This window comes from Enterobacter sp. UPMP2061, from assembly GCF_053709615.1.
On the sequence record NZ_JBSKJP010000001.1, the window covers coordinates 1,089,463 to 1,103,824 of the forward strand.

General features: G+C 55.9%; 12 protein-coding genes. 4 read left to right on the top strand and 8 right to left on the bottom strand.

Translation table 11 applies throughout. The features are described from left to right. Window positions 1–52: 52 nt before the first annotated feature. Both ydgT and blr read right to left on the bottom strand, forming a co-directional pair. Complete coding sequence (gene ydgT / locus ACWKXX_RS05335; RefSeq protein WP_000217941.1) at window positions 53–268, bottom strand: transcription modulator YdgT; 216 nt, start codon at window positions 266–268, stop codon at window positions 53–55. 229 nt (window positions 269–497) lie between these two features. Then, a complete protein-coding gene (gene blr, locus ACWKXX_RS05340; protein WP_151884424.1) occupies window positions 498–623 on the bottom strand; it encodes a division septum protein Blr in 126 nt (41 codons plus the stop codon). Window positions 624–862: 239 nt separating this feature from the next. On the opposite strand from blr, the gene ACWKXX_RS05345 reads away from it, so the two are divergent. Then, entirely contained in the window at window positions 863–1,903 is a 1,041-nt protein-coding gene (locus ACWKXX_RS05345) for an oxidoreductase (RefSeq protein ID WP_017693546.1), read from the top strand. A gap of 56 nt (window positions 1,904–1,959) precedes the next feature. On the opposite strand, the gene add is transcribed toward ACWKXX_RS05345, so the two are convergent. From add to malX, 3 genes are all read right to left on the bottom strand, one after another. Next, window positions 1,960–2,958, bottom strand: coding sequence for an adenosine deaminase (gene add, locus ACWKXX_RS05350; RefSeq protein WP_015570661.1), 999 nt, complete (start codon window positions 2,956–2,958; stop codon window positions 1,960–1,962). 96 nt (window positions 2,959–3,054) lie between these two features. Beyond that, window positions 3,055–4,227 (bottom strand): MalY/PatB family protein, encoded by a 1,173-nt coding sequence (locus tag ACWKXX_RS05355; RefSeq protein ID WP_108393716.1) that lies wholly within the window; start codon window positions 4,225–4,227, stop codon window positions 3,055–3,057. Between the two features lie 49 nt (window positions 4,228–4,276). Further along, the gene (gene malX / locus ACWKXX_RS05360; protein ID WP_015570659.1) at window positions 4,277–5,869 is read right to left on the bottom strand and encodes a maltose/glucose-specific PTS transporter subunit IIBC; all 1,593 of its coding nucleotides are present in this window, start codon (window positions 5,867–5,869) and stop codon (window positions 4,277–4,279) included. Window positions 5,870–6,048: 179 nt separating this feature from the next. On the opposite strand from malX, the gene ACWKXX_RS05365 reads away from it, so the two are divergent. Then, a complete protein-coding gene (locus ACWKXX_RS05365; RefSeq protein WP_017384586.1) occupies window positions 6,049–7,077 on the top strand; it encodes a Mal regulon transcriptional regulator MalI in 1,029 nt (342 codons plus the stop codon). Between the two features lie 101 nt (window positions 7,078–7,178). Here ACWKXX_RS05365 and ACWKXX_RS05370 read toward each other — a convergent pair whose 3' ends face one another. Both ACWKXX_RS05370 and manA read right to left on the bottom strand, forming a co-directional pair. Next, window positions 7,179–8,705: a YdgA family protein gene (locus tag ACWKXX_RS05370; protein ID WP_284329786.1), complete on the bottom strand. Its 1,527-nt coding sequence runs from the start codon at window positions 8,703–8,705 to the stop codon at window positions 7,179–7,181. 99 nt (window positions 8,706–8,804) lie between these two features. Next, window positions 8,805–9,980 carry a mannose-6-phosphate isomerase gene (gene manA, locus ACWKXX_RS05375; protein WP_261666274.1) on the bottom strand — a complete coding sequence of 392 codons (1,176 nt, stop codon included), beginning with the start codon at window positions 9,978–9,980 and terminating at the stop codon, window positions 8,805–8,807. A 199-nt stretch (window positions 9,981–10,179) separates the two neighbouring features. Between manA and fumA the strand changes: the two genes are divergently transcribed. Then, window positions 10,180–11,826 carry a class I fumarate hydratase FumA gene (gene fumA, locus ACWKXX_RS05380; RefSeq protein ID WP_015570656.1) on the top strand — a complete coding sequence of 549 codons (1,647 nt, stop codon included), beginning with the start codon at window positions 10,180–10,182 and terminating at the stop codon, window positions 11,824–11,826. Between the two features lie 182 nt (window positions 11,827–12,008). Then, window positions 12,009–13,403 (top strand): class II fumarate hydratase, encoded by a 1,395-nt coding sequence (gene fumC / locus ACWKXX_RS05385; protein ID WP_017693543.1) that lies wholly within the window; start codon window positions 12,009–12,011, stop codon window positions 13,401–13,403. On the opposite strand, the gene tus is transcribed toward fumC, so the two are convergent. Further along, complete coding sequence (tus, locus tag ACWKXX_RS05390; protein ID WP_023296464.1) at window positions 13,404–14,333, bottom strand: DNA replication terminus site-binding protein; 930 nt, start codon at window positions 14,331–14,333, stop codon at window positions 13,404–13,406. Between the last annotated feature and the right edge of the window lie 29 nt (window positions 14,334–14,362).

Sequence of the window (14,362 nt, forward strand, 5' to 3'; positions counted from 1 at the left end):
AGAAATTTGCAGGGCGAAGAGTATATAACATTTCACGCCGAAGGCTACTTTCTTATACAACGTAACGCCATACGGATTTAGGCACTTCCCCCACATTGAACAGACGACCGCCAGAGACCAGTTCGGCGCGACGATGGTCAGCAGCGCGGTACATATTGATGATGTCCTGATTATCCGACAGCGTGTAGTTCAGATGGTCAAACAGTTTTTCCAGGCTTTCAAGGGAATTGATCTTGCGAAATTTTAATAAATAGTCCTGAACTGTCATGTTAATAAGTTTCCATATAAAAGGGTAATACCCATAAAGGTAATGCGTTCGAATAATAAACGGATTAATAAAGACGTAAACTGTCCACTCGGGTAACGCGACGAAATTAGGAGTTTTCTTTGCGAAGATTCAGGCATCAGCAGATGCCTGGAAGAGAAGGGTAACCCCGTTCATTACGGCTGGCAATACGTTCCATGACGTAATGTGTCACGCTTTATGACGACACGGCTTACTTTTGTTGTGCGACAGTAACAGGCTCCGGCGGCTGGTAGTTATCGATATGGCTGGCGATGCCGAGCAACACGACTGAAACCCCAAGGACAATCCATCCCGCTAATTCAATGATTCGATTAATTATTGACGACATAATTTGTGTTTGTAATTTATCCATAAATACAGATTACAAATGTTACAGCGCCCTTTTCGCCAGAGCAAGCGCTTTGGGAACGATTCCCCAGTCCCCTATACACACTTTAATGCGAGGTAACAAAAAACGCTGTCGCAAGATGCTATTTTAACTCACAGGGCACATTATTAATCTGTGCGTTAAGCACAAGGCCAGTGATAAATAAGCGCACAGCGAGGGGGCAAACGATGAGTGAAAACATCCGCGTCGGTCTTATTGGCTACGGGTACGCAAGCAAAACCTTTCATGCACCGCTGGTTGCCGGCACGCCGGGAATGGAACTGGCGGCTATCACAAGCAGCGATGAGACTAAGGTCCGCGCCGACTGGCCAGCCGTGCCGGTGGTAACGGAGCCTAAGCATCTGTTTAACGATCCTAATATTGACCTTATTGTCATTCCTACTCCTAACGACACTCATTTCCCCCTGGCGAAAGCGGCGCTGGAGGCAGGGAAACATGTTGTTGTCGATAAGCCCTTCACCGTGACGTTGTCACAGGCGCGCGAGCTGGATGCGCTGGCGCGAAGTCTGGGTCGGTTATTATCGGTCTTTCACAATCGGCGCTGGGACAGCGATTTCCTGACGGTTAAGGCGCTGATAAACGAAGGCACGCTCGGCGAAATTGCCTTTTTTGAGTCGCACTTCGATCGTTATCGTCCGCAGGTGCGAGATCGCTGGCGCGAGCAGGCGGGACCGGGTAGCGGCATCTGGTATGACTTAGCGCCGCATCTTCTCGATCAGGCCGTTCATCTGTTTGGTTTGCCCGTGAGCATGACGGTCGATTTAGCGCAGCTCAGGCCGGGGGCGCAGACCACCGACTATTTCCATGCCATTTTGAGTTATCCGCAGCGGCGCATTGTGCTGCACGGGACAATGCTTGCGGCGGCGGAATCGGCCCGCTATATCATTCACGGGGCGCGCGGCAGCTATGTGAAGTTCGGCCTGGATCCGCAGGAAGAGCGCCTCAAAAATGGCGAACGCTTACCGCAGGAGGACTGGGGCTACGACATGCGCGACGGGGTGGTGACGCGTGCGGAGGGTGAGGTACTGGTTGAAGAGACGGTATTGACCCTGCCGGGGAACTATCCGGCGTATTACGCCGCCATTCGTGACGCGCTGAACGGTTCAGGTGAAAATCCGGTTCCCGCAAGCCAGGCAATCCAGATTATGGAGCTCATCGAGCTCGGGATCGAATCTGCCAAACATCGCGCAACGCTCTGTCTGGCATAAGTGCCAAACGCTTTCGTAGGCCGGGTAAGCGCAGCGCCACCCGGCAGTAAAGAGGACTACTGAGCAACTTTATCGCGCAGCGCCTGTTTCTCTTCAGGCGTCAGGAAGGCGATCTCCAGCCCGTTGATTTGCGCCTGACGGATCTGCTCGCGGCTCAGCCCGGCCTGTGGTGCGGCGATGTTGTATTCGTGAATAATATCCACGCCCTGAACCGCCGGATCGTCCGTGTTCAACGAAGCCAGCACCCCGTGTTCGAGGAAGGTTTTCAGCGGGTGTTGCGCCAGCGACGCTACTGTACTGGTCTGAATATTGGAGGTCAGGCAGGATTCGATTCCAATACGTTGTTCGGCGAGGAAATCCATCAGCGCGCGATCTTCAATGGCTTTCACGCCATGACCTATACGTTCCGCACCCAGTTCACGAATGGCCTGCCAGATGCTTTCCGGCCCCGCAGCTTCGCCCGCATGAACGGTAATATGCCATCCTGCATCACGTGCGCGGTTGAAATGAGACAGGAACAGACTGCCCGGGAAGCCCAGCTCGTCACCGGCCAGGTCGATGGCGGTGATCTGGTCGCGATGCGCCAGTAATGCTTCCAGCTCCTGAAGACAGGCCGCTTCACCGAAGGTACGGCTCATAATGCCGATCAAACGCGCCTGAACGTCAAAGGTTTTGCAGCCTTCACGCACGCCTTCAATGACCGCTTCAACCACGCCCGCTACGGGGAGGTTGTGGGTCATCGCCATATAGCCCGGGGAGAAACGCAGTTCGACATAGTGCAGGCCGTTACGCGCGGCATCTTCGATGTTTTCAAAGGCGACACGGCGACAGGCATCGACCGAGGCCAGCATCTTCACGCCCCAGTCGAGCTTGCTCAGAAAACTCACCAGATCCGGTTCGTTCGACGTGACCTGAACATGCGGGATCAGGGTTTCAAGCGTTTCGGCAGGGAGGGTTAAATTGAACTGGCGACCAAGATCGAGAATGGTTTGGGCACGAATGTTTCCGTCGAGGTGGCGGTGAATATCAGTTAAAGGCAGGCGTGTATCAATCATGGTCGCACTCTTTGCTGGTTAAAGTGCGCCATATTATAAAAACAAAACGGGGTAAAAAGCTATTTGCGCAAGGGAATATTCCGTTGCGCAAATGATTTACAGCAGAGTGTTGATGCCGGCGATAAGGCGTTGAACGCCCTGTTCAAGCTTACTACGCGGACAGCCGGCGTTCAGACGCACATAGCCTTTACCTTCATCCCCATAGGTATATCCCGGCATGATGGCCACTTTTTGCTGATCAATCAGCACGTTTTGCAGCGTATTGTCATCAATGCCAAGCGGGCTGAGATCGATCCATGCCAGATAGGTGGCCTCGGGCGGTTGCCAGTTGAGTGTCGGATATGCAGTATTCAGTTCGTCAGCAATGTAGCGCAGGTTTTCTTCGAGATAGGTCCGCAGCGCGTCCAGCCAGGGTTCTCCCTGTCGGTAGGCAGCAATGTGCGCGGTCAGCGCCAGCACGGAAGGGGAAGAGAGTCCGTCCCGACCTTTTAATGCATTCAGATAGGCGTTACGGCTGGCGTCATCGGCGATAAGCCCCCAGGCACCCGTCAGCGCCGGAATGTTGAAGCTTTTGGAACCCGAGGTCAGCAGCGCCCATTTACCGCGCGCAACCTCATTCCACGGGGTATGACGATGCGTGCCCCATACCATGTCCATATGAATTTCGTCGCTGATCACCGCTACGTCATAACGTTCACACAGGGCCGCCATTGTGGTCAGCTCTTCCCGCGTCCAGACTTTGCCGGTCGGGTTTTGCGGGCTACACAGCAGCAGCACCTTGTTTTCCGGTTTTGACAGCGCTGCTTCCAGCGCGGCCATATTGCCCTCCCAGCCATGCGCTGTTTTCTGCATCGGCACGGAAACAACGGTACGCTGGTTGCCTTCGATGGCTTTATAAAAGGCATCGTAAGCCGGGGTATGAACCACCACGCCGTCGCCAGGCGAGGACCAGAGGCGGATCAGCTCCGAGACCATATAAATGACCGACGGCCCATACACCACGGTTTCGGTATCAATCTGACTGTTAAAGCGTTGCCGGAACCAGTGCGCCACGGCGGCCAGAAATTCGTCATTTTTCCAGCGACTGTAGCCAAACACCCCGTGGTTTATTCGCTGGTGCAGCGCATCGGTAATGCAGGGGGCGGTGGCGAAATCCATATCAGAGATGGTGAAGGGCAGCAGGTCGGCAGCGCCAAAACGGTCAGCGACATAATCCCACTGGGTACACCAGGTGCCGTGTCGATCCACGACGGTTGAAAAATCAAACATGACGGTGCTCCGTAAAGTAAAACCCCCTCATGACGAGGGGGGCGAGGCATCAGGCTTCGACGGTTCGCATCAGGGTTGCCAGCTCATCCTTCACTGACTGTACCTGCGGGCCAATGACGACCTGCAAATTGTGTTGATTTAACTGTACCACGCCGATAGCCCGGTTAGCTTTAAGTGCGTTGGTATCCACTTTGGACATGTCCGCCACCGACAAACGCAGGCGGGTGATGCAGTTATCCAGAGAGGTAATGTTATCCGCACCGCCCAGCGCCGCCAGAATAGCCGGCGTGTTATATCCGGATTTCCCAATGGTGCCGGCTACCGCCTGTTCAACGCTGGTGGCCGTATCGGTATCGCGGCCAGGCGTTTTCAGGTTAAAGCGGGTGATGGCGAAGCGGAAGATCCCGTAGTAAACCGCGAACCAGATGGCGGCCACAACCGGCACCAGATACCACTTGGTGGACAGACCGTGCAGGATACCGAAGACCACGAAGTCAATCACGTTACCGTCGGTGTTACCGATGGTCACACCGAGCACAGCCATCACGGTAAAGCCCAGGCCCGTCAGTACGGCGTGGATGAGGTACAGTACCGGCGCTACGAACAGGAACAGGAACTCGATAGGTTCTGTCGTACCGCCCACCACGCAGGCAATAACGCCGGAGATCAGCAGACCTTTAATTTTATGACGATTTTCCGGACGGGCACAGTGGTACATCGCCAGCGCTGCGCCCGGCAGGCCGCCGAGGAAGGCAGGCATTTTACCCTGAGAGAGGAAACGCGTCGCACTTTCAGAGAAGCCGTGAGTGGTCGGGCAGCTCAGCTGGGCCTGGAAGATGGTCAGCGCACCGCTAACGGAATGACCGCAAACGTCCATGGTACCGCCGGCTTCGGTAAAGCGGATCAGGGCAACCAGGATATGCTGTAAACCAAATGGCAGCAGCAGACGTTCACCCGTACCGAAAATCATCGGGCCGAAATCACCCGCGCCGTTGATAATGCGGCCGATACCGGTGATCCCCATGGCAAAAATCGGCCAAATCAGAGGGATGATCAGACCAAACAGACCCATCACAACCAGCGTAATGATTGGCACAAAGCGGGTCCCGCCGAAGAAGGCCAGCGCATCGGGCAGGCGGATGTTGTGGAAGCGCTCGTGCAGCATCCAGATAATCACCCCCGCGATCACGGCTCCAAGGATCCCGGTATCGATGGACTGAATACCAATCACGCTCTGAATGTTATTGGCTTTCAGTACCGCCGCGTCGGTCGTCGGCAGGATCCCTTTGGCAGTCAGCCAGAAGTTAACCGCAAGGTTCATGACCGCATAGCCAACGAAGCCCGCAAACGCCGCCACGCCTTTATTTTCGCGCGCCAGACCCAGAGGAATGGCGATACAGAACATTACCGGCAGGAAGCTAAAGGCAAAAGAGCCGACCTTGCTCATCCAGATGAAGATCGCCTGAAGTACCGGATTTCCGAGGAAAGGGATCAGGGTAATGACGTCGTGGCTGCTTAACGAGCTGCCGATCCCCAGCATGATCCCGCAAAAAGAGAGAAGCGCCACGGGCAGCATAAAGGTTTTACCCAGTTGCTGGAAAAACTCCCACAGCGATATTTTTTGTGCTGCTTTCGTCGTCATAAAACGACTCCTTAAATGGTAGAAAGAGATTTAACGACCTCGATGGGGCGAGAAGATAAAACGTTTTATCAAACTTTAGTGCGCGCTAAATCACATTCTCAGGCTTTTACTGGTAGTATAAAGATAACGTATTGATAAAACGTTTTAGCGATCTCATTATCAAGGAGTCACGCCACCACATGGCTGTAGCGAAAAAGATCACCATCAACGATGTCGCGCTGGCGGCGGGGGTTTCCGTCAGCACCGTTTCGCTGGTATTGAGCGGGAAGGGGCGCATCTCTCCTGCAACGGGTCAGCGCGTCAACGAGGCCGTTGAGCAGTTAGGCTTTGTGCGTAATCGCCAGGCGTCGGCGCTGCGCGGTGGGCAAAGCGGGGTGATAGGGCTGATCGTTCGCGACCTCACGTCGCCGTTTTATGCAGAATTGACCGCCGGGCTTACCGAGGCGCTTGAAGCGCAGGGGCGAATGGTTTTCCTGCTCCACGGTGGGCGCGAACCGGAGCAGCTGCTCTCCAGGCTGGATATGCTGCTGACGCAAGGGGTGGATGGGGTGATCGTGGCCGGCGCGTCCGGCGTGGGCAGTGAATTGTGTGAGCGCGCGGCGCAGAAAGGCGTACCGCTGGTGTTTGCCTCGCGCGCCAGCTATCTCGACGAAGCCGATACCCTTCGGCCAGATAACATGCAGGCCGCGCAAATGCTGACCGAGCATCTTATTCATCGCGGCCATCAGCGCATCGCCTGGCTCGGCGGTAAAAGCTCGTCCCTGACACGTGCCGAGCGGGTGGGCGGTTACTGCTCCACGCTCATCAAATACGGCCTGCCGTTTCACAGCGAATGGGTGGTGGAGTGTGAATCCAGCCAGAAAAAAGCCGCGGAAGCCATCGGCACGCTGCTTCGCAACAGCCCGACGATCAGCGCGGTGATTTGCTATAACGACGTCATTGCGATGGGGGCGTGGTTCGGTTTGATCCGCGCCGGACGCCAGAGCGGTGAGGGCGGGGTAGAAACGTTCTTCGGCCATCAGGTGGCGCTGGGGGCGTTTGCGGATGTCGGTGAAAATGCGTTAGACGATCTCCCCATCGTCTGGGCGACGACGCCGGCTCGTGAGATGGGGTACACCCTGGCAGACAGGATCATGCAGCGCATTGAAAATACGGACGTGCAGGCCGGGCATCAGATTGTGGCTGCGCGGTTAGTGACGGTGAAGTAAACGCTTTGCTTGCACGGGCCTACAACGACTCAGGATCGGAGGCCGGGTAAGCTTCAGCGCCACCCGGCAATAAAAAACCCCTCATGCGAGGGGTTTTTCGTTTACTGCTGCGGTACTGCCGGCGGCGCTGCCGGTTCAGCCGGTGCCGGAATGCCCAGCGTCGGCATACCAAACATACCGACAAACTCTTCCAGCGGCATTTTGTCGCCGTTGAGCGTCACCTGGCCATTAGCATATTGCAGACTGGTGGAAATGGTGTTGTCTTCCACCTTCGTGATGCGGAACATCTGGCCCATCGCCGCCAGGCCTTTCACCTGTTGGTTTGCCAGTTTCCCTGCATCTTCTTCACCATACCCTTCAAGTTTCGCAATCTGCGTCATGAACTCGGTCGCCATATCCATCGGGATGGTCAGCTTGCTGTCGAGCGATTTCACGCTGCGGTCAACTTCCTGCGCCAGGGTCTGCGGTTCGCCGGTCGCAGCGGCCGGATCCTTCAGGAACAGCGACAGGTTGAAGTTGGTTTCGCCTTTGCCGTTTTTCCAGCTCAGTGGCGCAACGGTAATCACCGGCTCGCCCTTCAGCAGGATCGGCAGGTTATTAAACAGCACCGTCATCGCCTGCTGCTGGTACGCCTGCGGGTTCTGTTGCAGGGCGGCATCGGTCAGCAGAGCCTGGCTCTCTTTACTGTATTTCTGACTGAATTCATGCCACGCCTGGCCGTCAATGTTGCCGATTTTCAGAGACAGCTTACCGGTACCCAGATCCTGATTCTGTACTTTCAGGCTTTTCAGGCTGTAATCCAGCTGGGTGTTGATGCTTTTACCGTCTTTGGAGACGTCAGACTTACCGTCCAGATCCATGCCTTCCAGCACCGCCATCTCTTTGCCTTCGATCGCAATGGCGATCTTATCGAGGCTCAGTTTCTGGTCGCCGATACGCTCATCAAAATCGGTCATACGGCTATTGCCGCTGGCTTTAAGGTTGTTGAAGGTAAGCTGAACCTTCTGGTTATATTCATTGACTGAATTCACCAGGCCGCTGGCGGCATCGCCGGTCAGGGAGACATTCTTGCCGTCGCGATCGGCATCAAGCTGGAAATTACCGCCGCTGAAGGCGACTTTATCGGTGCCTTGTTCGTAATTCAGGGCTTTCAGGTCGATGTCGGAATGCGTATCACCGGCATAGCTGATGCGGGTATTGATCTCAAACGGCGACTCATTTTTCGCCATATCGAAAATCGGCTTCGTCACCTCGTTATTCACCAGTACGGTTCTGGCGGATGCCATGGAGGGGATCAGGTTAAACTTTTTCAACTGCGCCAGCGGGAACGGACCGTGGCTGACCACTTCATCCAGCACCACGCTCTGGCCCGGTTTCAGCCAGGCGTTCTGATTACCCGCAACCGGCTTCACCACCACCTGCATATGGCTGGTAAACACGCCACGCTGGTAGTTCTGGTAGCTCAGCTCCAGACCTGCTTCAGGCGCGCTGCGCTTAATCTCGCTGTTTGCCTGCGTCATCATCTCTGCCAGACGGCTTTCCAGCTGTTTCCCGGTATACCAGGAAACACCCGTCCAGATCACGCCTAAAGCAACAATCACTCCTACCGCTACGACCGATTTTTTCATTGCGATTATCCCTAAAATGAAACCAGGCGGTTAAAACCGCCTGGTGTTACAACGCCTGTTACTAGCTTAGCAAGAGTTGTTAAAAAATTCAGTAAGTCCCTAAAGCTTATTAAAAACACGCGCCAGGCGACCGGTGCCGCTCACCCGGACAGGCGACTCGTTGGCCGCGACAAAGGCGGATTCACCCGGTTTAAGCACCAGACGCTCGCTATCTTTATGCAACGTCGCTTCGCCTTCTACACAGAACAGGATCGCTGCGCTCTCCTGTGCAATGGCGGTTTCGTCTGCGCTGAGGTCGTGCAGCGAGAAGGCAAAATCGTCAACCGGAATCGGGAAGTCCAGCTCTTCGCCGTTTTTCACCGGCTGCGTAAGCAGCTCCGCAGCAGGTTTCGCCACGAACTTCACGTTGGCAACCAGCTCAGGGATGTCGATGTATTTTGGCGTCAGGCCCGCGCGCAGTACGTTATCGGAGTTAGCCATCACCTCCAGCGCCACGCCGTTCAGGTAGGCGTGCGGGGTTTCAGCGAACAGGAACATTGCATCGCCCGGGTTGAGCTTCACCACGTTCAGCAGCAGCGGAGAGAAGAGACCGCTGTCGTCCGGATAAAACGCGGAAATTACGCGAATGGTGTCCCATGGCTCACCCTGCTGGCTGTTCAGCGCGGCTTTCAGCACCGCCAGCGCGTGGGATTTTTCCTCGCCCTGCATATTCAGCAGGCTGGCAAACAGCTCGCTCAAGGCTTCTGCGTTCGGGTTTTCCAGGAAATGGGCGATCGCGTTGTGAGCCCCGGCGACCGGTTGCAGCAGGGAGATGATCTCGGAAAACTCGCGGAAGGCATTCATCGCCAGGAAAGGGGTCAGGGCGAAAACCAGTTCCGGCTTGTGGTTAGGATCTTTGTAGTTACGCTCTGCGGCGTCTAACGGAATACCGGCGGCATTTTCTTTGGCAAAGCCCAGCTCAGAGGCTTTTTTGTTCGGGTGAACCTGAATGGAGAGCGGCTGGTCGGCGCACAATACCTTGAACAGAAACGGCAGCTCACCAAAACGATTCGCCACTTTATCGCCGAGCAGTGCGGCTTTGTCGGCGTCGATGACGTCACGCAGGCTGCGAACCTGGCCGCTGGCATCTTCAATTTTTGAGCTGCTCTTCGGATGCGCGCCCATCCACAGCTCTGCCATCGGCAGGTTGTCCGGGTTGGCGATACCGTAGAGATCCGTTAACGCAGTTTTACTTCCCCAGGCGTAGTTTTGCACTGAGTTGATGAGTTTTTGCATTATCAAGCCCTGATTCATATGTGGAATTAACTCCGCGTATTAAAGCAATAAACCGAATGGAAGTAACCTGCGGATGTAAAAAGTCGTACTAGTCTCAGTTTTTGTTAAAAAATTGTGTAGGATAAGCTGACTCGCTTTTAAGCCGGGCAGCGGAACATCTGCCCTGAATAAACAGACCGAAGCAGTAAGTGAGAGAACAATGTCGAATAAACCCTTCCATTATCAGGATCCTTTCCCCCTCAGTCAGGATCAGACCGAGTATTACCTGTTAACCCGCGATTACGTTTCTGTCTCTGAGTTTGAAGGGCAGGAGATCCTCAAAGTTGACCCGCAGGCGCTGACGTTGCTGGCGCAGCAAGCCTTCCATGATGCTTCCTTTATGCTCCGTCCGGCGCATCAGCAGCAGGTTGCTGATATCCTGAGCGACCCGGAAGCCAGTGAGAACGATAAGTACGTTGCCCTGCAATTCCTGCGTAACTCTGATATCGCGGCGAAAGGCATTCTGCCGACCTGCCAGGACACCGGCACGGCGATTATCACCGGTAAAAAAGGCCAGCGCGTCTGGACCGGCGGCGGTGACGAAGCGGCGCTGGCGCGCGGCGTTTACAATACCTACACCGAAGACAACCTGCGCTATTCGCAAAACGCGGCGCTGGATATGTACAAAGAGGTGAACACCGGCACCAACCTGCCTGCGCAGATTGACCTCTACAGCGTCGACGGTGACGAGTACAAATTCCTCTGCATCGCCAAAGGTGGCGGTTCAGCCAACAAAACCTATCTTTACCAGGAAACCAAAGCGCTGCTTACCCCGGGCAAGCTGAAGAATTATCTGGTCGAGAAGATGCGCACCCTCGGCACCGCGGCCTGCCCGCCGTACCATATCGCGTTTGTGATTGGCGGTACGTCTGCCGAAAGCACCCTGAAAACCGTTAAGCTGGCCTCAACCAAATACTACGATGGCCTGCCAACGGAAGGTAACGAACATGGTCAGGCGTTCCGGGACGTGCAGCTTGAGCAGGAACTGCTGGCCGAAGCGCAGAATCTGGGCCTGGGCGCGCAGTTTGGCGGCAAATACTTCGCGCATGACATTCGCGTGATCCGCCTGCCGCGCCACGGTGCTTCCTGTCCGGTGGGGATGGGCGTTTCCTGTTCAGCGGACCGTAACATCAAAGCGAAGATCAACCGCGACGGCATCTGGATCGAGAAACTGGAGAACAACCCGGGCAAATATATTCCTGAAGAACTGCGTAAAGCGGGCGAGGGGGAAGCGGTTCGCGTGGACCTGAATCGTCCGATGAAAGAGATCCTCGCGCAGCTTTCGCAGTATCCGGTTTCAACGCGCCTTTCCCTGAACGGGACGATTATCGTGGGCCGCGACATCGCCCATGCGAAGCTGAAAGAGCGCCTGGACAACGGCGAAGGGCTGCCGCAGTACATTAAAGATCACCCGATCTACTACGCAGGCCCGGCAAAAACGCCTGACGGGTATGCTTCCGGCTCGTTAGGCCCAACCACAGCGGGCCGTATGGACTCCTACGTCGACCAGTTGCAGGCCAACGGCGGCAGCATGATCATGCTGGCGAAAGGCAACCGCAGCCAGCAGGTGACGGACGCGTGCCACAAGCACGGCGGCTTCTACCTCGGTAGCATCGGTGGCCCGGCAGCGGTGCTGGCGCAGGGCAGTATCAAGAGCCTGGAGTGCGTGGAGTACCCGGAACTGGGTATGGAAGCGATCTGGAAAATTGAAGTGGAAGACTTCCCGGCGTTCATCCTCGTGGATGACAAAGGTAACGACTTCTTCAAACAGATCCAGTCTTCCCAGTGTTCGGCGTGTGTGAAGTAAGTCTGTAAATTGCCGGGTGGCGCTGACGCTTACCCGGCCTGCATTCTCGTAGGTCGGGTAAGGCGCAGCCACCACCCGACATCAAAAAGAGCGCACAAAGCGCCATAACGTTTCTCAGAAGTCATCAATACTTATCTCTTAAGCATGTGAGCAATCCCATCTTTGTTATCAAGGAGTAAGTAATGACAATGCATCGCCGCGAGAAAGACTCCATGGGCGCCATCGACGTCCCGGCCGACAAGCTATGGGGCGCACAAACCCAGCGTTCGCTGGAGCATTTCCGCATTTCGACAGAGAAAATGCCCGTCTCGCTAATCCAGGCGCTGGCGTTGACCAAACGCGCTGCCGCCAAAGTCAATCAGGATCTGGGCCTGCTGGATGCCGATAAAGCCACCGCCATCATCAATGCCGCCGACGAAGTGCTGGCGGGCAAACATCCCGACGAATTCCCCCTTGCCATCTGGCAGACCGGCTCAGGCACCCAGAGCAACATGAACATGAACGAGGTGCTGGCGAACCGCGCAAGCGAGCTTCTTGGCGGCGTGCGCGGCATGGAGCGCAAGGTCCACCCGAACGATGACGTGAACAAAAGCCAGAGTTCCAACGACGTGTTCCCGACGGCCATGCACGTGGCGGCCGTCATCGCAATCCGCGAGCAGCTTATCCCGCAGCTCAACGTGCTTAAATCTACGCTTAACGAGAAAGCGCAGGCCTTCCGCGACATCGTTAAAATTGGTCGTACGCACCTTCAGGACGCCACGCCGCTGACGCTCGGCCAGGAGATCTCCGGCTGGGTGGCGATGCTGGAGCACAATCTTAAGCATATCGACAACAGCCTGCCGCATCTGGCGGAGCTGGCGCTCGGCGGAACGGCGGTGGGCACTGGCTTAAACACCCATCCCGAGTACGCGGTGCGTGTGGCCGAAGAGCTGGCGAAGATCACCGGGCAGCCGTTTGTTACCGCTCCGAATAAATTCGAAGCGCTGGCGACCTGTGATGCGCTGGTGCATACCCATGGCGCGCTGAAAGGGCTGGCGGCCTCGCTGATGAAAATTGCCAACGATGTGCGCTGGCTGGCCTCCGGCCCGCGCTGCGGCATCGGCGAAATCAGCATTCCGGAAAACGAGCCGGGCAGCTCCATTATGCCGGGTAAAGTGAACCCGACCCAGTGCGAAGCCATGACCATGCTGTGCTGTCAGGTGATGGGTAATGACGTGGCGGTCAACATGGGCGGCGCGTCGGGTAACTTCGAGCTTAACGTCTATCGCCCGATGGTGATCCACAACGTACTGCAATCGATTCGTCTGCTGGCCGATGGCATGGAGAGCTTTAACGAGCACTGCGCGGTGGGCATTGAGCCTAATCGCGAGCGAATCAGCCAGCTGCTGAATGAGTCTCTGATGCTGGTAACGGCGCTGAACACCCATATTGGTTATGACAAAGCGGCCGAAATCGCTAAAAAAGCGCACAAAGAGGGGCTTACCCTGAAAGCCTCTGCGCTGGCGCTGGGCTACCTGACGGACGCCGAGTTTGATGCCTGGGTCCGCCCGGAAGCGATGGTGGGCAGCCTCAGATAATCACTGCGCCACATACAGGTGCAGCCGCGGAATAATCAGCTGTAGCGGCTGCGCCTGGGGTTTATAGCGATGCTGAACGTTTTCAGCATCGTAATTCAGCAGTTCCCCGATATCCGGCACCACCGCACCCTGATCGGCATCGTAGAGCGCAATCAGCGGCGTCGGGCAGGCGTATTGCACCTGCTTTTGTTGTCCGGCGTACCAGACGCGGGCGATAGGCTGTACCTTCACCGGACGCTTTATTTTAAGACGGGTATCAGCTGGCAGGGAGGCAATGCTGTGGTACTCCTGCTCCAGCCGTTCAATCCACTGTTCCCGCGACCACGGGGCGACCGTTCGCGGCGATTTCAGGCTTTTCTCCAGCTGAGCCAGGATCTCATCGCGCGTGAAATTTTTAATGATGTGCTTGTTGGCCCAGCCGAAGCGCAGCGTGGCGGGGTGGCGCAGTACCGTCAGCGTGCGGTAAGCATTCAGGGTGATCAGCCCCGGAAGCTGGCGATGCACCCATTCAAAACGGGCAGCCGGCGCCAGCCCGGACTCAACGGTTACAATCTTCTCAAACGCGGCTTTCAGCGTATTGATATGCGTAATCTGCGCCTCAATTCCTTCACGCGTTGCGGCATCCGTTTGCAGGCAGATGACGCCGGGCAGGCGAACGGCGGCCTTACTGCTGCGATTTTCGGACTGCTGCTGGATGAAAAGGCGACGAAAGTGCTGCAACGTCATTTCCAGCGCCGCCTTGCCAATATGCTGAGTCACCTCAATGGTGTTCAGCGGGTCGTGCTCCGCGCCTTTCGCCACCTCGGGCAGGGAAAAGACGCGGGCGGCCAGCAGGCGGCAGTCCTGAAGTTGCCCCGTGAGGGTCAGTAACGCCTGCTCTATTTCCCGAAATGTGGTGTTAAGCCTTTCGATGAGATCGTAAGTTGCCATGGCAGCCCTTAATTAGTTACAACATACTA

Excerpts from the sequence above, each read along its gene's own strand:
- ydgT (WP_000217941.1), bottom strand. The coding sequence starts at position 268 with ATGACAGTTCAGGACTATTTATTAAAATTTCGCAAGATCAATTCCCTT.
- ACWKXX_RS05345 (WP_017693546.1), top strand. The coding sequence starts at position 863 with ATGAGTGAAAACATCCGCGTCGGTCTTATTGGCTACGGGTACGCAAGC.
- add (WP_015570661.1), bottom strand. The coding sequence starts at position 2,958 with ATGATTGATACACGCCTGCCTTTAACTGATATTCACCGCCACCTCGAC.
- ACWKXX_RS05355 (WP_108393716.1), bottom strand. The coding sequence starts at position 4,227 with ATGTTTGATTTTTCAACCGTCGTGGATCGACACGGCACCTGGTGTACC.
- malX (WP_015570659.1), bottom strand. The coding sequence starts at position 5,869 with ATGACGACGAAAGCAGCACAAAAAATATCGCTGTGGGAGTTTTTCCAG.
- ACWKXX_RS05365 (WP_017384586.1), top strand. The coding sequence starts at position 6,049 with ATGGCTGTAGCGAAAAAGATCACCATCAACGATGTCGCGCTGGCGGCG.
- ACWKXX_RS05370 (WP_284329786.1), bottom strand. The coding sequence starts at position 8,705 with ATGAAAAAATCGGTCGTAGCGGTAGGAGTGATTGTTGCTTTAGGCGTG.
- manA (WP_261666274.1), bottom strand. The coding sequence starts at position 9,980 with ATGCAAAAACTCATCAACTCAGTGCAAAACTACGCCTGGGGAAGTAAA.
- fumA (WP_015570656.1), top strand. The coding sequence starts at position 10,180 with ATGTCGAATAAACCCTTCCATTATCAGGATCCTTTCCCCCTCAGTCAG.
- fumC (WP_017693543.1), top strand. The coding sequence starts at position 12,009 with ATGACAATGCATCGCCGCGAGAAAGACTCCATGGGCGCCATCGACGTC.
- tus (WP_023296464.1), bottom strand. The coding sequence starts at position 14,333 with ATGGCAACTTACGATCTCATCGAAAGGCTTAACACCACATTTCGGGAA.